The 22,628-nt window shown below is 68.1% G+C and carries 22 protein-coding genes; 4 read left to right on the top strand and 18 right to left on the bottom strand.

The window, feature by feature from the left end; genetic code table 11:
- Positions 1-8: 8 nt before the first annotated feature.
- The 7 genes from LQ566_RS12620 to murC all read right to left on the bottom strand — a co-directional run bounded on the left by LQ566_RS12620 (position 9) and on the right by murC (position 6,218).
- A complete protein-coding gene (locus LQ566_RS12620) occupies positions 9-641 on the bottom strand; it encodes a DivIVA domain-containing protein (RefSeq protein ID WP_231092061.1) in 633 nt (210 codons plus the stop codon).
- A 91-nt stretch (positions 642-732) separates the two neighbouring features.
- Entirely contained in the window at positions 733-1,047 is a 315-nt protein-coding gene (locus LQ566_RS12615) for a YggT family protein (RefSeq protein WP_231092060.1), read from the bottom strand.
- A 7-nt stretch (positions 1,048-1,054) separates the two neighbouring features.
- Positions 1,055-1,537 carry a cell division protein SepF gene (locus tag LQ566_RS12610; RefSeq protein WP_231092059.1) on the bottom strand — a complete coding sequence of 161 codons (483 nt, stop codon included), beginning with the start codon at positions 1,535-1,537 and terminating at the stop codon, positions 1,055-1,057.
- Positions 1,538-1,572: 35 nt separating this feature from the next.
- The gene (locus LQ566_RS12605) at positions 1,573-2,259 is read right to left on the bottom strand and encodes a YggS family pyridoxal phosphate-dependent enzyme (RefSeq protein WP_231092058.1); all 687 of its coding nucleotides are present in this window, start codon (positions 2,257-2,259) and stop codon (positions 1,573-1,575) included.
- Complete coding sequence (gene ftsZ / locus LQ566_RS12600; protein ID WP_231092057.1) at positions 2,256-3,416, bottom strand: cell division protein FtsZ; 1,161 nt, start codon at positions 3,414-3,416, stop codon at positions 2,256-2,258. Before ftsZ ends, LQ566_RS12605 begins: the two co-directional genes overlap by 4 nt.
- Positions 3,417-3,588: 172 nt before the next feature.
- Positions 3,589-4,815 (bottom strand): FtsQ-type POTRA domain-containing protein, encoded by a 1,227-nt coding sequence (locus LQ566_RS17690; protein WP_231092056.1) that lies wholly within the window; start codon positions 4,813-4,815, stop codon positions 3,589-3,591.
- Positions 4,816-4,817: 2 nt separating this feature from the next.
- On the bottom strand, positions 4,818-6,218 hold the full coding sequence (gene murC / locus LQ566_RS12590; protein WP_231092055.1) for a UDP-N-acetylmuramate--L-alanine ligase: 1,401 nt from the start codon (positions 6,216-6,218) through the stop codon (positions 4,818-4,820).
- Positions 6,219-6,336: 118 nt separating this feature from the next.
- Here murC and LQ566_RS12585 point away from each other — a divergent pair, with 118 nt between their 5' ends.
- Positions 6,337-7,188: a hypothetical protein gene (locus LQ566_RS12585; RefSeq protein WP_231092054.1), complete on the top strand. Its 852-nt coding sequence runs from the start codon at positions 6,337-6,339 to the stop codon at positions 7,186-7,188.
- Positions 7,185-7,538, top strand: a complete 354-nt coding sequence (locus LQ566_RS12580) for a GntR family transcriptional regulator (protein WP_231092053.1) — start codon at positions 7,185-7,187, stop codon at positions 7,536-7,538. Before LQ566_RS12585 ends, LQ566_RS12580 begins: the two co-directional genes overlap by 4 nt.
- A gap of 1 nt (position 7,539) precedes the next feature.
- On the opposite strand, the gene LQ566_RS12575 is transcribed toward LQ566_RS12580, so the two are convergent.
- From LQ566_RS12575 to LQ566_RS12530, 10 genes are all read right to left on the bottom strand, one after another.
- On the bottom strand, positions 7,540-8,613 hold the full coding sequence (locus LQ566_RS12575; protein WP_231092052.1) for a UDP-N-acetylglucosamine--N-acetylmuramyl-(pentapeptide) pyrophosphoryl-undecaprenol N-acetylglucosamine transferase: 1,074 nt from the start codon (positions 8,611-8,613) through the stop codon (positions 7,540-7,542).
- A gap of 41 nt (positions 8,614-8,654) precedes the next feature.
- Positions 8,655-9,890, bottom strand: a complete 1,236-nt coding sequence (locus tag LQ566_RS12570; protein ID WP_231092051.1) for a peptidoglycan glycosyltransferase FtsW — start codon at positions 9,888-9,890, stop codon at positions 8,655-8,657.
- A gap of 20 nt (positions 9,891-9,910) precedes the next feature.
- Positions 9,911-11,413, bottom strand: a complete 1,503-nt coding sequence (gene murD, locus LQ566_RS12565) for a UDP-N-acetylmuramoyl-L-alanine--D-glutamate ligase (RefSeq protein ID WP_231092050.1) — start codon at positions 11,411-11,413, stop codon at positions 9,911-9,913.
- Positions 11,410-12,543: a phospho-N-acetylmuramoyl-pentapeptide-transferase gene (locus LQ566_RS12560; protein WP_231092049.1), complete on the bottom strand. Its 1,134-nt coding sequence runs from the start codon at positions 12,541-12,543 to the stop codon at positions 11,410-11,412. Before LQ566_RS12560 ends, murD begins: the two co-directional genes overlap by 4 nt.
- A complete protein-coding gene (locus tag LQ566_RS12555; protein WP_231092048.1) occupies positions 12,540-13,952 on the bottom strand; it encodes a UDP-N-acetylmuramoyl-tripeptide--D-alanyl-D-alanine ligase in 1,413 nt (470 codons plus the stop codon). Before LQ566_RS12555 ends, LQ566_RS12560 begins: the two co-directional genes overlap by 4 nt.
- Positions 13,953-13,982: 30 nt before the next feature.
- Positions 13,983-15,791, bottom strand: coding sequence for a peptidoglycan D,D-transpeptidase FtsI family protein (locus LQ566_RS12550; protein WP_231092047.1), 1,809 nt, complete (start codon positions 15,789-15,791; stop codon positions 13,983-13,985).
- A 39-nt stretch (positions 15,792-15,830) separates the two neighbouring features.
- Positions 15,831-16,490 (bottom strand): cell division protein FtsL, encoded by a 660-nt coding sequence (gene ftsL / locus LQ566_RS12545; RefSeq protein WP_231092046.1) that lies wholly within the window; start codon positions 16,488-16,490, stop codon positions 15,831-15,833.
- Positions 16,487-17,440 (bottom strand): 16S rRNA (cytosine(1402)-N(4))-methyltransferase RsmH, encoded by a 954-nt coding sequence (gene rsmH / locus LQ566_RS12540; protein ID WP_231092045.1) that lies wholly within the window; start codon positions 17,438-17,440, stop codon positions 16,487-16,489. Before rsmH ends, ftsL begins: the two co-directional genes overlap by 4 nt.
- A gap of 100 nt (positions 17,441-17,540) precedes the next feature.
- Positions 17,541-17,972, bottom strand: a complete 432-nt coding sequence (mraZ, locus tag LQ566_RS12535; RefSeq protein WP_231092044.1) for a division/cell wall cluster transcriptional repressor MraZ — start codon at positions 17,970-17,972, stop codon at positions 17,541-17,543.
- 400 nt (positions 17,973-18,372) lie between these two features.
- The gene (locus tag LQ566_RS12530; RefSeq protein WP_231092043.1) at positions 18,373-18,783 is read right to left on the bottom strand and encodes a DUF3040 domain-containing protein; all 411 of its coding nucleotides are present in this window, start codon (positions 18,781-18,783) and stop codon (positions 18,373-18,375) included.
- 93 nt (positions 18,784-18,876) lie between these two features.
- On the opposite strand from LQ566_RS12530, the gene LQ566_RS12525 reads away from it, so the two are divergent.
- Positions 18,877-19,950: a polyprenyl synthetase family protein gene (locus tag LQ566_RS12525; RefSeq protein ID WP_231092042.1), complete on the top strand. Its 1,074-nt coding sequence runs from the start codon at positions 18,877-18,879 to the stop codon at positions 19,948-19,950.
- 21 nt (positions 19,951-19,971) lie between these two features.
- Here LQ566_RS12525 and LQ566_RS12520 read toward each other — a convergent pair whose 3' ends face one another.
- The gene (locus LQ566_RS12520) at positions 19,972-20,277 is read right to left on the bottom strand and encodes an Rv2175c family DNA-binding protein (RefSeq protein ID WP_231092141.1); all 306 of its coding nucleotides are present in this window, start codon (positions 20,275-20,277) and stop codon (positions 19,972-19,974) included.
- 116 nt (positions 20,278-20,393) lie between these two features.
- Between LQ566_RS12520 and pknB the strand changes: the two genes are divergently transcribed.
- The gene (pknB, locus tag LQ566_RS12515; protein ID WP_231092041.1) at positions 20,394-22,559 is read left to right on the top strand and encodes a Stk1 family PASTA domain-containing Ser/Thr kinase; all 2,166 of its coding nucleotides are present in this window, start codon (positions 20,394-20,396) and stop codon (positions 22,557-22,559) included.
- Positions 22,560-22,628: the final 69 nt, after the last annotated feature.

The following is a 22,628-nucleotide window of genomic DNA, read 5'->3' as shown; positions in this document are numbered from 1 at the left end:
GTTCAGGATCAGAGGCCGACGGCGGACACCGGCGTGGTGCCGGATGCGCTGCCGGAGGTGTCGAGGTCCTTCAGCTGGCCTTCGATGTACTTGCGCAGGTTCGAACGGTAGTCGCGCTCGAAGCCGCGGAGCTCCGTGATACGGCCCTCGAGGGTCTTGCTCTCCTCGTTGAGGCGTGCAATCTCCTGACGGCTCTTCTCCTCGGCGTCCGCAATGATCTTCGCAGCCTGAGCCTGAGCGTCGGAGATGAGCTGGTCGCGCTGGGCCTTGCCCTCGGCGACGTGCTCGTCGTGCAGGCGCTGTGCAAGTTCGATGATGCCTGCGCTGGCAGCAGCGGGCTGGCCGGCGGCAGCAGGTGCCTCGACGGGCTCCGGCTCGGGAGCGGGCTCGACGACAGGTGCAGGCTCCTCGGCAGCGGGAGCAGCGGCGACAGGAGCGGCCTCGGCCGGAGCGGCAGCAGCGAGTTCACCGGACTCGTACTTGGCGAGCTTCGCCTTCAGCTCGGTGTTCTCCTCGATGGTCTTGCGCCACTCGACGACGATCTCGTCGAGGAAGTCGTCGACCTCGTCCGGGTCGAAGCCCTCCTTGAACCGGACGTGCTGGAACTGCTTGGTGACGACGTCATCCGGGGTCAATGCCATGATGGCTCCTCTTTCACTTCAGGAAGGTCAAGGTCCAGGTGCGATTCCATGGGACGCTCGCTCCGAGATTTCAGCATAGCTCCCCCACCCGTCAACCGGCCAAGACATCCCCGAGCACGCCGACGAAGGTGATCAGCACCAGGCAGAGGATGAAGGTCACGGTGAAAGACAGGTCGATCGCGACCGGTCCGAGACGCAGGGGTGGGATGAAACGCCGGAAGAACTTCAGCGGCGGATCGGTGATGGTGTAGACGATCTCCGCCAGCACGAGGCCGAAGCCCTGCGGACGCCATTCCCTGTTGAAGGCCGGAATGAGATCCAGCACCATGCGCGCGAGCAACGCCAGCAGGTACAGATTCAGCGCGAAGACGATGATCTTCGCGATGAGAGAGACCGCGAAACCCACTACGAGCTCAGGACTGCGAGAAGGCGTCGGCGTCGGCGTGTGCGATGCCGCCGTCGCCCGAGATCGCGATGTTCTCCGGCGAGAGCAGGAAGACCTTGTTGGTCACCCGCTCGATGCGACCGTACAGACCACTGGCGAGGCCGCTGGCGAAGTCGATGAGGCGACGCGCCTCCGCGTCCGACATCTGCGAGAGGTTCATGATGACCGGCACGCCGTCACGGAAGCTCTCGGCGATGCCCTGGACATCCTTGTAGGCCTTGGGGTGCACGGTCAGGATCTCACTGACCGGACCCGCCGCGGGCTGACGCACCACGGCCGGACGGCGCAGCGGAGTGACGGGTGCGGTGACGCCTGACTCTTCCACGATTTCCTCCCGGGCCACCTCACGCGGACGCTGGCGCACGGGCGCCTCCGCTGCGGGCTCCTCGTAGACTTCTTCCTCGTCGGCAAGACCGAGGTAGACCATCGTCTTCTTGAGCGGGTTCGACATCGCGTCCTCCGTGATTGTGCTCGTCTTGTTGCAGGTTATCCCCGGGCGGGTCGCTCGCCCGTGATTGCGGAACCGATCCGCAGGTGTGTCGCGCCGCAGGCGATCGCCTCGGCGAAGTCGTGACTCATCCCGGCGGAGATCCAACGTGCCTCCGGCGCGAGAGCCCGGACGCGCTCGGCGTATCCAGCGAGGCGACGGAACGCCGACGCGGGCGGCTCATCCAGCGGGGCAACCGCCATGATGCCGCGCAGGCGCAACGAGTCCAGCCCCAGCACATGCTCCGCCAGGGCGTCCAGCTCTTGCGGGGCCACCCCGCCACGGCCCGCGTCGTCGGTGAGGTTCACCTGCACCAGGACGTCCAGGACGTCTCCGTCCGCGGGAGCGGCGGCATGCAGTGCATCAGCGAGGCGGATGCGATCGACCGAGTGGACGACGGACGACGCCGCGCGGACCTGTCGCGCCTTGTTGGTCTGCGCCTGCCCGATGAAATGCCATCGCAGATCACCGAGGTCCGCCAGCTCGGCCCGCTTCGCGGTGAGCTCCTGCTGCCGGTTCTCACCGACGTCGCGGACGCCCAGCTCGGCCAGCTCGCGCACGAGCGAGGCCGGATGGAACTTCGTCACGACGATCCGTGTGACCTCAGAGGGCTGTCGCCCGGCGTCACGGATCGCGGCGTCGATCTGGCGATCGACGTCCGCGAGGCGTGACTGCAGCGTACTCACTTGAGGAAGTCGGGAATGTCGATGTCGTTGTCATCGAACGCGGAGTCGAATCCGCCGAGGTCCGGCAGCACGGGAGTGGCGGGTGCCGGGGTGGCGCCCGCGGGTGCCGCCGACTCGGCCGGAGCCTTCTTCTCCTCCTCGGCGGGGGCCTTCTCCTCCTCTGCGGCGGGACGCTGGGCGACCGTGGGCAGCTCGAGGCGAGGCGTGGGCTCACCGGCATCGAAACCGGCGGCGATCACCGTGACGCGCACCTCGTCGCCGAGGGTGTCGTCGATGACCGTTCCGAAGATGATGTTGGCCTCGGGGTGCGCGGCTTCCTTCACCAGCTGAGCGGCATCGTTGATTTCGAAGATGCCGAGGTTGGAACCACCCTGGATCGACAGCAGCACGCCGTGGGCACCCTCGATCGACGCCTCCAGCAGGGGCGACTCGACGGCGAGCTCCGCAGCCTTGATCGCACGGTCGGCACCGCGCGCGGATCCGATTCCCATGAGGGCGGAACCAGCGCCCTGCATGACGCTCTTGACGTCGGCGAAGTCGACGTTGATGAGACCGGGCGTGGTGATGAGGTCGGTGATGCCCTGCACACCGGCCAGGAGCGCCTGGTCAGCCGTAGCGAAAGCCTCGATCATCGAGATGCCGCGATCGCTGATCTCCAGGAGGCGGTCATTGGGCACCACGATGAGGGTGTCCACCTCCTCCTTCAGCCGCGCGACACCCTGCTCGGCCTGCTGCTGACGACGTCGGCCCTCGAAGGAGAACGGCTTCGTGACGACACCGACGGTCAGGGCGCCGATCGACTTCGCGATCTTCGCGACGACGGGGGCGCCACCGGTACCGGTACCGCCACCCTCACCGGCCGTGACGAACACCATGTCGGCGCCGCGCAGCGCCTCCTCGATCTCGTCCGAGTGGTCTTCGGCGGCACGACGGCCCACCTCGGGGTCCGCTCCCGCGCCGAGGCCGCGGGTGAGCTCGCGCCCCACGTCCAGCTTGACGTCCGCGTCGCTCATCAGCAGCGCCTGGGCGTCCGTGTTGACCGCGATGAACTCCACGCCGCGCAGGCCGAGGTCGATCATGCGGTTGACGGCGTTGACGCCACCACCGCCGACGCCGACGACCTTGATCACGGCGAGGTAGTTCTGGTTCTGGCTCATGCCGGCCTCCGTGTCGTGTGAACCCTCTGGTAAACCTTCACCCTCAGGTAGAAGGTTAAAGTATTGCTGGGTATACATTTACCAGTCCTGACGGTATGCGCCTGGAACCGCTGTTGCCCTCATGCCACGCCGCGTGTCGGCCAGAACGGCCGCGACACGCGGGGTTCGGACGTCAGCGGACGACGACGGCGCTCGGCGACGAGACGTCGTACGTCGACACCTGACCGGGAGGGCTCGCCGTCATCGTGGCCGTCAGCACGCGCGCCTTCTCTGCCGAGCGGTCGCTGCCACCCCAGATCACGGTCACCCCGGAGCCGGCGAGAGTGAGAGTGACATCCTGCGCGGTGGTCGCGGAGACCGCCGTGACCGCCGGGCGGATGGTCTCGGGAAGTGAACGGATGATGAGACCCGCCGCGACGAAGGCCTCCGAGCCAGCCCCGCCGGCTGCGGAGATCACGGGCTGTCCCGGCGGCACCTCCGGGGTGGTCGACAGCGCGACGCCTGCAGCGTCCACCAGGGTGAATCCCGCGTCGGAGGCGATGACGCCCACCGGTGTGCGCTCCACGATGCGCAGCACCATCTCGTGCGGGGGGCGGGCTTCGATGGAATAGGTCTCCACCATCGGGAACCCCACCAGCGCCGCCTTCACCTCGCTGGCGTCGATCGCAGCCAGCGGGCGGCCGAGCTGGGACTGCAGCGACTGCTCGAGCGCCGTGGGATCGAGCGCGCTGGCCCCGACGACGGTCACCTTCTCGATGGCGAACAACGGACTGTATGCAGCGGCATAGGAGCCGCCCGCCACGACCACGAGCGTCGCGATCGAGACGATCCAGGCCAGTCGGCGGCGCCTGCTGCGCACCGTGAAACGACGCATCTCGGTGCGCAGCGCACGGCGACGGGCACGCGTGGCACGCCAGACGTCCCGCCAGCGCCCGATCGCCTGCTCATCGGGCGAGTCGTCCGCGGCTTCCCGCTGTGCGCGACCGCGTCCGAACCGGCTACGAGGCCGATCCGCAGCGTCTGCTCCCTCGTTCTCCACCGGCTCTGGGCGAGCGGCGTCGAGATCGATCACGGGCGCATGGCCGAAGCGCCGCGCAGCACCGGTGCCGAATCCGGCGAACTCGTCGTCGCCCGCAGGGTCGCGCAGGTCGTCGAGCTCCTGCGTCTGATGCTCATCCGCCGCCGTCGACGGCGCGCCCACGGGAATGGGGGCAGCATCGTCCAGACTCACCCACGCGCGCACGTCCTCGTAGTCGACGGCGGTGTCCACCTCGTCCGGGCTCACGGACGCGTCGGCCCGCGACCGCGCAGCCGCCGGGGAAACCTCGTCGATGTCCGGCGTCGCGGGACGCTCCGGCTCGCGACGCGGCGGTCTCGGCGGCTGCTGCGGTCGGCGCACGCTTAGTCCGCGTTCCGTCCGAGCGCGTTCAGCACCTGCGGAATGATCAGATTGACGTTTCCGCAGCCGAGGGTCACGACGATGTCGCCCTCGCGGGCGATCTCGCCGATGTAGTCCGCAGCGCCCTGCCAGTCCGGTTCGTAGTGCACGCGTGCGGGGTCGGCGAAGGCGCCGCTCACAAGCTCACCGGTGACCCCGGGGACCGGGTCCTCACGCGCGCCGTAGACGTCCAGCACCACGGTCAGGTCGGCGCGGTTCTCGAGCACCTCGGCGAACTCCGCGAACATGAGCTGCGTCCGGCTGTACGTGTGCGGCTGGTGCAGCGCGATGACACGTCCTGAGCCGACGACCGTGCGGGCACCCGTCAGCGCTGCATCGACCTCGGTCGGATGGTGGGCGTAGTCGTCGAAGACGCGGACGCCGCGGACGGTGTCGTGAAGCTCGAAGCGTCGCGCCGTGCCCTGGAAGCCCTCCATCGCGCGCGCGGCGGCGGTGAAGTCATGGCCGAGAGCGACGAGCACCGCCACGGCTCCCGTGGCGTTGACGGCGTTGTGCGCGCCGGTGACGGCGAGGCGGATCGACACCGTCTCCTCACAGTGGGTGATCGAGAAGGCCACGCCCCGCGTGGTGTCCACGTCGGTGATGCGGAAGTCCGCGTCGTCGGCGAACCCGAAGCTCAGCACCCGGGGATGACGCACGCGCGCGCGGACGGCGACGGCGCCCGGATCGTCGGAGGAGATCACCACGGCCTCGCGGGCCTCGTCGGCGAATCGCACGAAGGCGTCGTCGAACGCCGCCCGGGAGCCGTAGTGGTCCAGGTGATCGGGGTCGACATTGGTGATGAGCGCAACAGAGGTGTCGTAGAGCAGGAAGGTGCCGTCGGATTCGTCGGCCTCGATCACGAAGAGCTCGTCCGCGCCGCTCCCGCTGGAGACGCCCAGCTGCGCGATCACGCCGCCGTTTACGAACGCGGGATCCTCCCCCAGTGCCTGCAGCGCCGTCACCACCATGCCGGTCGAGGTGGTCTTCCCGTGTGCGCCGGCGATCGACACCAGCCGGCGCCCCCCGATGAGCCAGTGCAGGGCCTGGGAGCGGTGGATCACGTGGAGCCCGCGCTCCTTGCCCAGCAGGAACTCCGGGTTCTCCGGCCAGATCGCCCCGGTGTGCACCACGGTGTCGACATCCTCGGCGAGGTTCGCGGCGTCGTGCCCGACGTAGACCGTGGCTCCCGCGTCCTCCAGGGCACGAAGGCCGGGGCTGTCGGCGCGGTCGGAGCCCGAGACACGGATACCACGGGCGAGGAACATGCGTGCCAATCCACTCATGCCGGATCCGCCGATGCCGATGAAGTGCGCGGCACGGATGTCATCCGGGATGGGAAGGCTCAAGTCGGGTCGAATCATTTCCGCTCCAGTCTAGATTCGGCCCTCCCCACCGGGGCCGAACGGCACACCCACCAACAGTTTGTGTTGACACAGAGCGCCGGATCCGTTTAGCTTTGTATTGACACAAGGAGGTCCGATGGAGCTGACAGGATTCGTCGTCACCTGCGGTGCCGCAGCGCTGGTCGCATTGCTTGTGACGCTGGGCGCAGCTCCGCGCTCGGTACAGCGCTTCGGGGACCGACGTGACCTGCCGCGACTGGCTCCCGCAGCCTTCGCAGCGGTGGTCCGCCAGCTCCGCACAAGCACTCTCTGGGCGATGGCCGCCATCGCCGTCTGCCTCGTCAGCGCGGTGAGCATCGCCTGGCATCTGGGGACAGACGTGTTCGCGGGCTGGGCGCTGTTGCTGCTCATCTATCCTGCGGTCGCCATCGCCACGGCGATCCACTCCGCCCTCCACCGGACTTTTCGCCCGGCCCCGGGCGGAAGTCGGGTGGCGCCCACGCGATCGCTCGGCATCGAAGACGCGGTACCGGCCCCCTACGCCGCTTTCCCCGACCGTCTGCTGTGGGTGGTGGTCGTCGCGGCCGTCGCCGCCACGATCGCGGTGAGCCTGACCTCCGCGTCCGCGCTGATCTGGGCCGTCGGAGTGATCTTGGCAGCGCTGGCAGCCATCTTGTTCGGCTTCCGGCTGCTGGAGCGCGCCGTACTCTCGCGGCCTCAGCCACTTCAGGACCGGAGCGAGCTCGCCTGGGACCGCGCGCTTCGCACCCAGACCCTGTTCATGCTGCGCCAGGTGCAGGCCGGAGTCGTCATCACGGCCATCGGGGCCGTCGTCGCCGTGCCGCTGGCCGGCGCCCTCGGCCCGGAAGCCGTGCCCGTATGCCTGGCCTTCAGCGCGGCCGGCGTGAACTTCGTCATCGCCGCCTATGCCATGCGCATCGATCAGTCCACCCCCGCCCCAGCCGCAAGAGGAGAGTCATCCGCATGATCACCATCGACCCCGCCGCGGGTACACCGCCGTTCGAGCAGCTGCGCGTGCAGATCATCGACGCCATCGCCACCGGTGAGCTTCCCGCGGGAGACAAGCTGCCCACGGTTCGCCGGCTGGCCGCTGACCTGGAGATCGCACCCGGCACCGTCGCGCGCGCATACCGCGAGCTCGAAGCAGCGGGACTGATCGAGACCCGCGGCCGCAACGGCACGTTCGTGCGGGCTCAGGGGGATGTCCGGATGCAGCGGGCCCAGGATGCGGCCGCGGGGTTCGCATCGCAGATTCGGGCGTTGCGTCTGGACCCGGCGGAGGCGCTCGAGCTGGTCAAGCGCGCTCTGCACGTCTGAATCAGGGAGCCAGGGCGGCGTCGATCAACTCGATCACGTTCTCGGTGCCTGTTCGCGTGCCGACCATCTCCGCGGCCGCCACCATGCGAGCGCGCGCAGCATCATCCTGAAGCAGCGGCACGATGCGCGAGCGGACCGCCTCCGCGGTGAACTCGGCGTTCTCGATCAGGATGGCCGCGCCCGCGGAGACGGCCGATGCTGCGTTCAGCCGCTGTTCACCGTTTCCGACGGCGTACGGCACGTACGCAGCAGGAATTCCGAGGGCACTTACTTCACTCACCGTCGCCGCGCCGGAGCGCGAGACGATGAAGTCGGCCAGCGCGAAGGCGAGGTCCATGCGATCGAGGTAGGGAAACACGACGTACCCCGGCGCCTGAGGGTCCGTGACTGCCTTCCCCTCGCCGGTCGCGTGCAGCAACTGCCATCCGGCATCCAGGACCGCCTGCCACGCGCCCTCGATCGCGGTGTTGAGCTGGAGCGCGCCGAGGGACCCGCCGAATACCAGAAGCGTCGGCTTGGCGGCATCGAGACCGAAGTACTCCGCGGCCTGAGCGCGGGCGGCGGCCCGATCCAGCTCCACCACCTCGCGGCGCAGCGGCATGCCGACCAGCGCACCCCTCTTCAACGGCGTTCCCTCGAACGCCACGCCGACGCCGGACGCGCGGCGCGCGCCCAGCACGTTCGCCAGTCCCGGCTTGGCGTTCGCCTCGTGAACGATGAAAGGCACGCCGGCGCGCCGGGCCGCCACATATGCCGGCGCCGCCGCGTATCCGCCGAAACCCACGACGACATCGACACCGTGCTCACGGATGTGGGTGCGAACCTGGGCCACCGCGCGACGGAAACGGGCGGGGAACTTCACGGCGGCACCGTTCGGACGACGTGGGAACGGGACCTTGTCGACGAACAGCAGCTCGTAGCCGCGCTCCGGGACGAGCCGGGATTCCAGCCCCTCTCTGGTCCCGAGAACCAGCACGTGAGCCTCCGGGTCGCGTGCGCGCAGGCCATCGGCAACGGCGAGCAGCGGGTTCACGTGTCCGGCGGTTCCGCCGCCGGCCAGGAGGTACGTCGTCATACTCCGATCCTCCCACGACCGGCTGATCGTCGCGTGCGCCGTCAGTCCAGACGCTGGACAGGGGTGCGGGATGCGCGTGCGCGCTTCGCCGCGCCCGAGGCCGCTCCTCGCACCGGCAGGGTGCGAGCGAAGCTCAGCAGCACACCGCACGCGATCAGCACGGACAGCAGCGAGGTGCCGCCCTGTGAGAGGAACGGCAGCGGTACGCCCAGAGCGGGGGCGAGGCGCAGGACAACGGCGATGTTCACAAGCGCCTGTCCGGTGATCCAGACGATGATCCCGCCCGAGACGATGCGGATGAACATGTCCTCGGTGCGGCGGATCATGCTGATCACCGCGAAGGTCAGGATGCCGAACAACAGGAGCACCACCACACAGCCGAGCAGCCCGAGCTCCTCCCCCACGATCGCGAAGATGAAGTCGTTCGCCTTGGCCGGCAGCCAGCCGTACTTCTCGGTCGAGTTTCCGAGTCCCACGCCGAAGAAACCGCCGTTTGCCAGTGCCCACAGGCCATGCTCTTGCTGGTAGCAGCGGGGATTGTCCACGCCGCAGGTCGGGTCGAGGAAGGCGGTGATGCGGTCGATGCGGTCCGGCTTGATGATGGACAGCGCAACGATGCCTGCCACGGCGAGGAGCACCGGAACGATCAGGATCCGCAGCTTCACGCCGGCGAAGTAGAGCGCGCCGAGCACCACCATCATGATGATCATGGCGGTGCCCAGGTCCTCGCCGCCGAGCACGCTGGCCAGCACGAGTACGACCACCGGGACCAGCGGAATGGCGAAATGGGTCCAGCGGTTCAGCAGCGCCTGCTTGCGTTCCAGGATGAAGCCGAGCCAGAGTGCCGTCGCGAGCTTCAGGAACTCCGAGGGCTGTGCCTGCACGAACTTCAGGTCGACCCAGTTCGTGTTCCCGTCCTGATGGATGCCGAGCGGCGTGAAGATCAGCATCTGGAATGCGACGGCCGCGATGATGATGGGCCAGGCCATGCGCTTCCAGAAGACCACGGGAAAGCGACTGAGCACGAACATCAGCGGGATGCCGACCGCAGCGAACAGCCCCTGCTTGAACGCGGTGTCGAACGGCGACTCACCACTGCCGGCGCTGGTGGCCGACAGCACCATCACCCAGCCGAACACCGCCAGGAACAGCGACACGGCGGCGATGAGCACGAACTCGGTGGCCACCGGCTGGAAGATCCGTCCGAGCCTCACTCGCGCGGCGAGACCGCGCGGCCCGTCCGGGGAGGGCGACTGCGGCAGCCGTGTGGTCGCCATGCGCTCCTCCTGGTCTTTGTCTACTGGCCGTCGGTGATCCCGAAGCGGTTGCGGACCGCCTCGGCGAACTTCGCGCCGCGATCGTCGTAGCCGCGGAACTGATCGAAGCTGGCCGCTGCGGGAGCGAGCAGAACGGTCCCGCCCTCCTCGACCACCCCCGCAGCCAGTTCCACCGCGCGCGGCATGACCATCTCAGTGTCGGTCTCGTCCACTTCGAAAACCGGCACGTCGGGCGCGTGTCGTGCGAACGCCGCCATGATCTCCGACCGATCCGCACCGATCACCACGGCAGCGGCCGCGGCGGGGCCCCGGAGCGCGACCAGCTCGCTGATGTCCACACCCTTGAGCAGCCCGCCCAGCACCCACACCGCGCCCGGGTATGCCGCGAGGGAGGAGGACGCCGCATGGGGGTTGGTGGCCTTGGAATCGTCGACCCAGGTCACTCCGGCGACGCGCGCGACCACCTCGATGCGATGGGGGTCCAGCCGGAATGACAGCAGGGCGTCGTGCACCTGCTCCGGCGTTACCCCCAGCGAGCGTGCCAGTGCCGCTGCAGCGAGCGCATTGGCGACGATGTGCGGGGCTCCGAGGTCGTGGTCCGCCAGCTCGGCCACGGTCGCGAGCTCGAGCGCCGCGTGGCGGCGGTCATCCGTGAAGGCACGATCGACCAGAAGACCGTCGACGACACCGAGGTCGCTGAGACCGGGAACGCCGAGATCGAAGCCGATCGCGCGTGCGCCCTCGACGACGTCCGCATCCTCGACCATCTCGCGGGTGACGACATCGGCCTTGTTGTAGACGCACGCCACGCGCGTGTTGCGATACACGACCGCCTTGGCCTCGCGATACGCCTCGAACGAACCGTGCCACTGCAGGTGGTCATCGGCGAGGTTGAGGCAGACGGAGGCGTGCGGCACCGGGGCACCGACCCCCTCCGTGAGGCCCAGGTACCAGAGCTGGTGACTGGAGAGCTCCACGACCAGGACGTCGAAGCCGGCGGGGTCGCGGACGGCGTCCAGGATGGGGGTGCCGATATTGCCGCAGGGCGCTGCACGCAGACCGCCGGCAACGAGCATCGTCGCCGTCATCCGCGTCGTCGTGGTCTTGCCGTTGGTGCCGGTGATGAACACCCAGTCGGCGGGCACGCCGCCCTCGCGTGTGACCTTGTCGCGTACCCGCCAGGCCAGCTCGATGTCGCCCCACAGCGCGACACCCCTCTCCTGCGTCCAGCGGATCACGGGGTGGTGCGGGGGGAAGCCCGGCGAGGCGATCACGACCTCGGGCGCGAAGTCGAGGAGCTCCGCCGGCGGGGCGTCGAGAGGGCCGACGTGCAGACGGGCGCCGATCACCGGGACCAGGCGCGCGTATTCCTCGGCGGCCGCCTCAGTGACGACCAGGACCTCGGCGCCGAGTTCGGTGAGGGTGTCGGCGACGGAGAAGCCGGTGTCGGACAGGCCCAGCACCGCCACCCGGAGTCCCTTCCAGTCCGCGTACCAGCTGGTGAGGGAATCCAGACGACTCATGTGCGAGACAACCATTCGACGTAGAAGAGACCGATGCCCGAGACCGCGAGCACGCCCGCGATGATCCACATCCGCACCACGATGGTGGCCTCCGGCCACCCGCGGAACTCGAGATGGTGATGGAAGGGGCTGTTGAGGAAGAGGCGCTTACCCCGGGTGAGCTTGAAGTACACGCGCTGCAGGATCACCGAGCCGGACGCGAGCACGTAGACGCCCGCGATCAGGATCGACAGCAGCTCGGTGTGCGTGAGGACGGCCATCGCGGCGACGACGCCGCCGATCGCCATCGAGCCGGTGTCGCCCATGAAAACCTTCGCCTTGGGGGCGTTCCACCACAGGAAGCCGGCCAGCGCGCCGATGAAGGCGGCCGAGACGATCGCCAGTTCCATCGGATCACGGGTGTTGTAGCAGCCACCGTACGACGCGGGATCCAGTTCGGCGATGCAGCTCTGACGGGCCTGCCAGAACGCGATCAGGCTGTACGCGCCCACCACGAAGATCCCCGACCCCGCGGCGAGCCCGTCGAGGCCGTCGGCGAGGTTGGCGGAGTTCGACATCGCGATGCCGATGACGGAGATCCACAGCAGGTAGATGATCCAGCCGAGCGCCACGCCGATCCCGAGCACGGGAAGCCAGGAGCCGAGCGAGAAAGGATCCAGCAGCGGCAGATCACGAAACAGCGAGACCGCACTGGATCCGGGCGTGACACCGCGATCGTTCGGGAAGTTCAAGGCGCCGACGGCGAAGACCACCGCGACGAGCAGCTGCGCCGCGATCTTTCGCCATCCGGACAGTCCGAGACTGTTCTGGCGCTTCACCTTCAGGTAGTCGTCGATGAAGCCGACCGCTCCGAAGCCCACCATCATCCAGAGCACCAGCAGACTCGACGGCGTGGGCGGGAAGTCACCCGCGTAGCTGCCGACGAAGTAACCCACCAAGGTACCGAGGATGAAGATGAGCCCGCCCATCGACATCGTTCCGCGCTTCGCGGCGTGCTGCGGGTTGTTCATGGCCTCCGGCGTGCGGATGACCTGGCCCCAGCCCCAGCGCTCGTACCACTTGAGGAACACCGGTGTCAGCAGCAGCGTGAACGCCATGGAAATGGCGGCGGCAGAGAGCAGTGACCTCACGAGAACGATTCTCCCATGCGGTCGCCCAGGAAACGCAGTCCCGCGGAGTTGGAGGACTTCACCAGGACACGGTCCCCGTCGCGCAACTCGCCCATGAGGTAGTCGTACGCTTCGTCGGCAGTCTCGAAGAACACCGCTTCGCCGTCCCAGGATCCCTCCGCGATCGCGGAGAGGTAGAGGCGACGGGCATCACGGCCCACCACGACGATGCGCTCGAAACGCAACCGGACGGCCAGCAGTGCCACCTCGTCATGGGCGTCGCCGGCGAACTCGCCCAGCTCGCTCATCGCGCCGAGCACCGCGACCTTGCGCTGTCCGGGCTCGGTGATCTGCGCGAGGGTGCGCAGCGCCGCCGCCATCGAATCAGGGCTCGCGTTGTACGCGTCGTTGATGATGCGCACGCGATCACTGCCCAGCGGCTGCATACGCCATCTCTCCGCGATACTGACCGTCTCCAGCCGCGCGATGGCGTCGGGGACCGTGACGCCGAGCTCGCGTGCTGCGGCGATCGCGGCGATCGCGTTCATGACGTGATGAGCGCCGAGTACCTGGAGGTGAGCGCGGTGCGATTCGCCGTCCACAGTGACGGTGAAGCCCGTGCCGTTCGCAGTGACCTCCACGTCGGAGGCGCGAAGGTCTGCTCCGGCCCCGTGTCCGAACCACACGACGCGCTCGTCGTTCTCTGCGGCGATCTCGGCCATCGTGGCGACGCGAGCATCATCGATGTTCAGCACCGCGGTGCCGCCCGCGCGCACGGCAGCGATGAGACGGCCCTTCTCGTAGACGGTGCGCTCGATACCGCCGAAGCCACCGGCGTGCGCCATGCCGACCATCAGCACGACACCGACGTCCGGGTTGACCAGACCTGCCAGGCGGGCGATCTCCCCCGGACCGGACGCGCCGAACTCGCTCACCAGAAATCGGGTGCTCTCTCGGACGCGGAGCATCGTGAGCGGCGCGCCCACCTCGTTGTTGAAGGAGGCGACCGGCGCCACCGTCTCGCCCTCCTCCTCGAGGATGCGCGCCAGGAGGTTCTTCGTGGTGGTCTTCCCGTTGGATCCGGTGATCCCGACAATGCGCAGATCGCCGTGTGCGCGCACACGGGAGACCACCTCGCGCGCCAGGTCGGCGAGCGCGGCGACCACGTCCGCCACGACCAGCTGGGTGATCTCGACATCCACGACGTGGTCGACGATGGCGACGGCGGCCCCGTTGTCGAGTGCGGCACCCACGAAGTGGTGTCCGTCGGTCTGCTCACCGGGCTTCGCGACGAAGATGCCGCCCGCCGTGATGAGCCGGGAGTCGGTGTCTACCGCTCCCGAGACGACGGTGGCTGCGGTGTGCTCACCGTGAAGGTGGAGGACGGCGCCGATGGCGTGGCCGATCTCCGCGAGCGTGAGTGCGATCATGTGAAAGAGGTCTCCGAGTGGCGGAGCGGCTCAGCCGAACTTGGGGAGAAGATCGGTGAACGGCGTCTGAGACGGCATGACCCGGTAGTGCTTGAGAACCTGGGTCATCGCCTTCTGGAATGCGGGCGCAGCGGCCGTAGACGATCTTACCGTCGTGGGCTCCTTGAGCGTGACGATGACCACATACTTCGGGTCATCGGCGGGGGCATAGCCGACCACCGACACGTCGTAGAGGTCGGACTTGTAGGCCTGGGTCGCCTCGTCGTACGTCTGGGCGGTTCCCGTCTTGGCAGCGATGCGGTAGCCGGGGATCTTGATGAGATCGGCCACGCCGCCCTGCTCGGCGACGTTCTCGATCATCGTGCTGAGCTGCGCGGCGTTCTGCTCGCTGAGCAGGCGCTCATCCGCCGGAACCTTCGGCGTGGTGACGGTGCCGTCGGCCGCCGTGCAGCTCTCGACCAGCTGCAGGGGCTTCTTCACGCCGTCGTTGGCGATCATCTGGTAGAAGCTCGCCACCTGGGGCGCGGTCACCTGGAACGCCTGACCGAATGTCGTGGCGTAGTGCGTCTGGTTGTCCCACTGATCGGCCGGGTGGAGCACACCGGCCTGCTCTCCGTCGAAATTGACGGCGGTCTTGGATCCGACGCCGAACTTCGCGAGGAAATCGTGGCGCGCCTCGGGGGTCATGAGATCGCCGAACTTGGACAGCGCCACGTTCGAGGAATCGATGAGTGCGCCCGCGAGCGTGTAGTTGTAGGTGTCGTGGGAGAAGGAGTCACCCACGCGCGCGCCATTCGGGAATTCCTCCCACCCAGACGCGGAAACCGTCGACATCGGGGTGGCGGCGCCGGACTCCAGCAGCATCGCGGCCGTGGCGGCCTTGAAAGTGGAGCCGGGCTCGAACAGGTCCTTGAAGATGTGGCCGTACCAGTCGTTGGGGTCGGAGCCGTCGATGTTGTTCGGATCGACGGTGGGCCACTCCGCTGCGGCACGGATCTTGCCCGTGGCGACTTCCACCACGGTCACCGTGCCGCTCTTCGCGCCCTTGTTCTGCGCCTCTTCGGCGATCATCTGCTGCAAGTACCAGTTCAGATCCCGGTCGATCGTGAGCTGCACGGTGCCGCCGTTGACCGCGGGCGTCTCGGTCATCGATCCCGGGATGATCTCCCCGTTGCCGCCCATCTGGAACGTCTGGGATCCCGCCGTCGGGGTCAGGCAGGCGTTCTCCATGGACTCGACACCGGCCTGCGGGAAGACGGTGCCCTTCTCCGGATCCGTTCCCGTGAAGCCGATGACGCTCCCCGCCACGGCTCCGTCGGGGTATGTGCGGGATTCATGGGACGGCATAGCCAGATAGGGAATCGCGAGCGCCTTGAGCTGCTCCATCTGAGCGGTCGACAAGCCCGTGGTCAGCAGGGCGTACCGGCTGTTCGGATTGTCCGCGAAGTTGTTCGCCACAGTGGTGCGAACCTCGTCACCCGTGCGACCGATGATGGCGGCGATCTTCTCGGAGACCGCCGGCCACTCCTCCTTCAGCGGGATCTTGGTGCCGTCCTTGGCCAGCCGGAACACGGTGTTGAGGTTGAGCGGATCGATCACCGCGTCGTACGTGACGTTACTCACCGCGAGGACGGCGCCGTTCGCATCCACGATCTCACCACGCGTGCCGGCGATCGGCTTCGACTGCTGCGTCTTCAGCTTCGACTCCGCGACGTACTCCGAAGCGTTCACCACCTGGATGTCGACCAGTCGCACGGAGAAGGCCACCATGAGCACGCCCACGGTGCCGAACACCGCCACCGTGCGTCGCCGACGGATTCGGGTGTCCTTGGGAGTCATGCTGCCTCGTCTGTTCGCGTCGATGACGTATGGGTGGCGTCAGTGGGTCTCGGGCGTGGGGAGTCCCTCGCTGATGGCGGGCGGCTGCTGCGGCAGCTCCGTCTCCGCAGCGACGGATTCGGTGGACGTCGTGTCGGCGGCGGCGCCGCCGGCGCCCTCGGTGGATGCTTCCGGTGCCGTCACAGGGGCAGTCTTCCCGGTGAGGGTCGCGGAGGGGTCCATGACCAGCGGCGTGTCCTTGATGAGGTCGTTACCCACCGCTGCCCGCCCCTTCGCATCGATCGTCGATGCCGTCTCGGCGGACGCCGTTCCGAGCACGGCGGCATCGCTCAGGCGCAGAAAGATGGGCGAGCCGGCGCTGATCATGCCGGCCGACGTCGCGTTCGCCGCCAGGTACTGCGGAGAGCTCAGGCCCGCCACCTGGTCGAACAGAGCCTGCGCCTCAACGGTCAGCGAGCGCTGCTGCTCGGTGAGGTCGACGATGTGGTGCGTGGTCTGCGTCGACGCGATGGAGAAGAACAGCTGTGCGGCGACGATCAGGACCACCCCGATGATGGCGGTGAGGCCGTAGACGGTCTGCGGGCGACGGCGACGTGCGGGTGCATCGACCGGACGGAGGTGCCTGCGAGGGGAGCCGGTCCCCCGCCCCGGGCGGGGCTGGATGTGTGGTTCTTCGGGCAGGGCGGACGAGGCGCTCATGCGGACTCCCGAATTCGTTCGACGGCACGCAGGCGCACCGGTGTGGCTCGAGGATTGCGCTCGCGCTCGTCGTCCGAGGCCATCTCGGCGCCCTTCGTGAGAGTGCGAAAACGCGGAGCGTGCTCTTCCAGTTCGACCGGCAGCCCCCGCGGGGCCGTCGACGCCGTGGCGGTGGCGAACGCGCGCTTGATGATGCGGTCCTCCAGCGACTGGTAGGACATGACGACGAGCCGGCCGCCCACCGGCAGCAGCTCCAGCGCAGCCGGGATGGCCGCGCTCAGGACGGACAGCTCGCTGTTGACCTCGACTCGCAGGGCCTGGAAGACGCGCTTGGCGGGGTGCCCGGCTCGCTGCGCGGCCGCCGGGGTCGCGGCAGTGAGGATCTCCACCAGCCGGCCGGACGTCTCGATCGGAGCCTCCTGCCGCGCGGCGATGATGAACCGCGCGTATCGGCCGGCCAGCTTCTCCTCGCCGTAGACCTCGAAGATCCGCCGCAGCTCCCCCTCGCTGTAGGTCGCGATGATGTCGGCGGCCGTGCGCCCCGCGGTCTGATCCATCCGCATGTCCAGCGGAGCGTCCTTGGAGTATGCGAACCCTCGCTCGGCCTCGTCGAGCTGCAGGGAGGAGACGCCGAGGTCGAAGAGGATGCCGTCGGCGTGGTCGAACCCGCTGTCGTGCACGGCGTCCGTGATGCCGTCGTAGACGGTGTGAACGAGGTGGACGCGAGAGGCGTGCGGTGCCAGCCGCTCCCCCGCGATCCGCAGGGCGTCGGTGTCCCGGTCCAGGCCCACCAGCTCCACCTCCGGGAAACGCCCGAGCAGCGCAGACGAGTGGCCCCCCATGCCGGTGGTGGCATCGACGAGGACGGCGCCGGGGTGCGCGAGCGCGGGAGCCAGCAGCTCGACACAGCGTTCGAGGAGGACGGGGATGTGGATGTCTTCGATGCTCATGATCTCTTCGGGTGGGGCCTGGGCTCTGATTCCCCTCCGACCCGACCTGCCACCGGGGAAGTGGCGTCAGGGCGAGTCAGCTGGGAGTCGGAACTCAGGCTCAGAACAATCCCGGAATCACCTCCTGCTCCATGTCGGCGTAGCTCTCTTCGTTGGCCTCGACGAAGTCGTTCCAGGCCTGGGCGTTCCAGATCTCGGCGTGCGCGCCGACTCCGGTGACCACGAGTTCCTTCTCCAGTCCCGCGTAGGTGCGCAGACTCTGCGGAATCGTGATGCGGTTCTGGCTGTCGGGCATCTCCGCGCTGGCCCCGGAGAGGAACATGCGCATGAAGTCGCGAGCCTGCTTGTTACTGAGCGGGGCTTGCCGGATCCGCTCGTGCACCGACTCGAACTCCGCGGTGGAGAACACGTAGAGGCATCGCTCCTGACCGCGGGTGATGACGACGCCGCCCGCCAGATCCTCGCGGAACTTGGCGGGCAGGATGATGCGCCCTTTGTCGTCGAGCTTTGGTGTGTGCGTACCCAGCAACATCGGCCGTCACCCCCTCTGTCGTCCGGCCCGTCAGAAGTTGGCTCCACAATACTCCACTTCCCTCCACTTCCCTAGAAGTTTCGACGGATCACGCCGGATTTCTCCTGAGAGATCCCCGGAATTCCGCGGCCTGACGCGGTGGAGGGATGGGGAGGGGTGCGGTGGCGGAATGGGAGAGAAGTCGTGTCGTCCCGCAACGACGAGCCTGCGCTGCGAGCGCGCGGCAGGGTCAGGGCCGCGAGACTACGCGCTGTTCATCCCGCCAGGAGACGTGGGGAGCGAAGTGGAGGACCACCGGGGAGCGAAGTGGAGGACCACCGGGGAGCGAAGTGGAGCGCCGGCGCGGGGCACGAAAAAGGGCGCCGACCCGAAGGTCGGCGCCCGAAGATGTGCGGCGTGTTTAGTCGTCGGGATCCTGACGACGATCCCAGCGCTCGTTCATACGGTCCATGAACCCGGCGTTGCCCCCGGACGAGCGCGGTCCGGCGGGGCGGGAGGGCTCTCGACGAAGCTCCTCCTCGTCGAACTCCAGCGTCGCCTCGCCGCGTCGTCCTGCCACCATGATCCCCACGAACATCAGGGCGACACCGACGACGCCGATGATGATGCCGATGACGGCGAGGTCGCGAAACAGCGAGACGCCCGCGATCAGCGCACCCAGTCCGGCAACGACGAGCAGTGCGCCGAAGACCAGATTGCGGTACGTGAACGGACGACCAGCGGAGTCGGCGCTGACCACGTCAGCGTCGTTGTGGAGCAGATTGCGCTCCATCTCGTCGAGCAGTCGTTGCTCCTGTTCGGAGAGTGGCATGGTGCCCCCCTTGCGTCGTCCTGAAGGCGGGCCGGATGTTTGCTTCGCCTGACTCCCCAGTCTAAGCCCGTCCGCCGGAACTAGGCTAGGTGGGTGACCTCTTCGCACTCCGTTCCCGAGGCCGTTTCCCAGCGTCTGCTGAGCTTCCTCGAGGAGCGGCGCGAAGACGCGCTGGCGGACAGCCCCGAGGCGGCCCTCGTCATCGACGCCGCCTCCTCTTCCCTGGCCGGTGGAAAGCGGTTGCGAGCACGCTTCTGCGAGACCGGGTGGCGGGCCGTCTCCCCCGCCATCGGCGCCGAGAGCATCATCGACGCGGCAGCATCGCTCGAGATCTTCCAAGCGGCCGCGCTCGTGCACGACGACATCATCGACAACTCCGACACGCGCCGGGGTCGCCCGGCCGCCCACCGGGCCCTGCAGGCGATGCACCTCGGTCGCGGATGGACCGGCGACGCAGCCGCCTTCGGACGCTCGGCCGCTCTGCTGCTCGGTGACCTGCTGGTGGCGTGGAGCAACGACCTGTTCGAGCACGCGCTGGACGTTCATCCCTCACCTCGACCCGCTCGCGAAGAGTACGCGCGGATGCGGCGGGACGTGACCCTCGGCCAGTTCCTGGACATCGCACAGGAATCCGCATGGATCGTCCAGCCGGACGACGAACATGCGCAGCGCGCTCTGGAGGTCGCCTCACTGAAGTCGGCGCGCTACAGCGTCCTACAGCCGCTCGTGATCGGCGCCTGCATCGGCGGCGCACGCGACGATCAGCTCGCGGCGTTGCGGGCTTACGGGATGCCGATCGGGCTGGCCTTCCAGTTGCGCGATGACGTGCTGGGCGTGTTCGGCGACACCGAGCTCACCGGCAAGCCGAGCGGCGACGACCTCCGGGAGGGCAAGCGCACGCTGCTGATCGCCTACGCGCGCGAGCAGATGGACCCGGCCGCTCGCGCCTCGCTCGACGCAGATCTCGGCCGCGTCGATCTCGATGAGGGCGATGTCGCCCGCCTCCAGGGCGCGATCATCGCCACCGGTGCGCTGGATCGTGTCGAGGAGCGCATCACGGCCTTCACCACGCAAGCGGATTCGGCTCTGGATTCCGGCGTGCTGGCGGCGGACGCGGTGGCGGATCTGCGCGCGCTCGCGCTGGCGGCCACCGCTCGCACATCCTGAGACGGCGGCCGCGTCAGCGGGTCAGGCGAGGGCGGCCGCGACCCGGCGCACCTCGCTCTTGCGGCCGGCGAGCAGGGAGTTGATCGGGGCGTCGCCGATGGTGGGCTCCTCGGCGAGGAGCCAATCGATGATCTCGTCGTCGGAGAAGCCCGCGTCGCTCAGCACGATGATCGTCCCGCGCAGCGAGGAGAGGGGACGGCCCTCGACGAGGAAGATCGACGGGACCTGGAACACTCCGTTGCGCTTGCTGCCCACGAGCGAGTGCTCGTCGATGAGGCGGCGGACGCGGCCCAGGGGTTCGTCGAGCGCCTCCACGAGGTCGGGCATCGCGAGCCAGTCGGTGGGAACGGGGAATTCGCGTGTGGCAGTCACCCCTCCAGTCTCTCATCCACGGAGGCGCGGCGCTCCCGTGGTTGAGCGGAATTGCTCCGTAGACTCGACGGGTGACCTCTCACCAGACCGCTGACCCGCTGATCGGGCGGCTTGTCGACGGTCGATACCGGGTGCGTGCGCGCATCGCGAGAGGCGGCATGGCCACCGTCTATGTAGCCACCGATCTGCGGCTGGAGCGCCGTATCGCGCTCAAGGTGATGCACAGTCACCTCAGCGACGACTCGGTGTTCCAGAGCCGGTTCATCCAGGAGGCGCGAGCGGCAGCGCGACTGGCGGACCCCAACGTGGTGAACGTCTTCGACCAGGGCCAGGATGGCGAGCTCGCCTATCTGGTGATGGAGTACCTTCCCGGGATCACGCTGCGAGAGCTGCTCAAGGAGCAGCGTCGGCTGAGCATCTCGCAGGCGGTCACCATCATGGACGGCGTGCTGAGCGGTCTTGCCGCCGCGCACCGCGCCGGGATCGTGCATCGCGACGTGAAGCCCGAGAACGTCCTTCTCGCGGAGGACGGCCGCATCAAGATCGGCGATTTCGGGCTCGCTCGTGCCACCACCGCCAACACGGCCACCGGGCAGCAGCTGATGGGAACCATCGCGTACCTGGCGCCGGAGCTGGTGACCCGGGGCACCGCGGATGCCCGCAGCGACATCTACGCTCTGGGCATCATGCTCTACGAGATGCTCGTGGGCGAACAGCCGTTCCGCGGCGAACAGCCGATGCAGATCGCCTTCCAGCACGCCACGGAGTCCGTGCCGCGACCCAGCGTGCGAAACCCCGGCGTGCCGGAGCAGCTGGACGAGCTGGTGCTCTGGTCGACCGAGCGGGCACCGGATGATCGCCCGCTTGACGCACAGGTCATGCTCGATCGTCTCCGCGAGATCGAGCGCGAGCTGGGCATCACACCGGTGATCACGCGCAGCGAACCGTCGTTCACCGCGGGTCTGGCCATCCCGGAGGACCTGTCCTCCAGCGGTGGGCTCACGGCGGTGCTCCCCCGTGACTCGGCACCGGTGATGCCGCTTCCGGCCACGGACTCCCTCGCCCCGGTCGACAACTCCGCGCGGCTGCGGACGGTCACGCGCCGGGATCGCCGCAAGGGCGGGTGGCTGCTGCTGATCGTGATCCTCGTCGCCGCCCTCGCCGGCGGGATCGGGTGGTACTTCGGCTCGGGGCCGGGATCGCAGGTGGTCATCGCCGACGTGGCCGGCCTCAGCGAACAGGACGCGATGGCCAAGCTGGGTGAGCAGGACATCGTGGTCACCACCGCACAGGCGCCCAGTCTCACCGTGCCGGCAGGCAGCGCGATCGGAACGGATCCTGCCGGTGGCGAGCACGTCGACAAAGGCACGTCCGTCCAGCTCATCATCTCCAGCGGTCCGGCGCCGACGACGATCGAGGACCTGTCCGGAGTGGACGAGGCGACCGCTCGCGAGATCCTCGGCAACAAGAACATCACCGTTTCCACCGCCACCTATCAGTTCACCGACGACCCGCCCGCGGGCCGCCTGATGAACCTGACCGTTGTCCCGGCCTCGGGCGATCCCTACGACTGCCTCACCGGCTGTGATGCCTTCGAGGGCGACACCGCGACCTTGCTGGTCTCGAAAGGACCGGTGCCCCCGGTCGCCGGGATGACAGTGGATGCCGCGACGAAGGCGCTCACCGACGCAGGGCTGAAGGTCAACACCGATCAGGTGAAGATCTTCACCGACGAGCAGCAGTCCGGCATCGTCGTGGGAATCATGGACCGCGACGGAGGCGGCAACTGGCAGCCGGATGAGACGGTGACTCTGATCGTGTCCGCCGGCCTCGTTCCCGACGTCTCCGGCCTGTCCGTGGCGAAGGCAACCGAGATCCTGGGCGGCGCGGGACTCCAGGTGGCGTCGGCCACCGTCGAGGAGTTCTCCAGCGACATCGCGAAGGGAAACGTGATCCGCATCGCGGATCGCGAGGACGGCGGGGCCTGGCGGGTGAACGACACGGTCACCCTGGTGACGTCCAAGGGACCGGAGCTGTTCGAGATCCCCGATGTCTCCGGCCTGACCCGGGACCAGGCCGCGCAGGAACTGCGCGACCACGGCTTCAACCCGGTCTACAACGGCCTGCTCAACCTTCTGCCCGACAGCTCGACCGAAGCCGTGGGAACCACCCCCGGGGCCGGGGAGATGCGTCCGAAGGGCACGGACGTCACCATCACTATCCGCACTGTTCTGTAGCAGCAGCACCGCTCTGTAGCAGCAGCATTGTTCCGTGGCGGCAGCACTGTTCTGTAGCAGCAACACTGT

The sequence above is a fragment of the Microbacterium nymphoidis genome (genome assembly GCF_021044885.1).
GTDB classification, from domain to species: Bacteria; Actinomycetota; Actinomycetes; order Actinomycetales; family Microbacteriaceae; genus Microbacterium; species Microbacterium nymphoidis.
The sequence above is the reverse complement of the archived record's forward strand: the minus strand, read 5'-3'. Positions and strand labels throughout refer to the sequence as shown.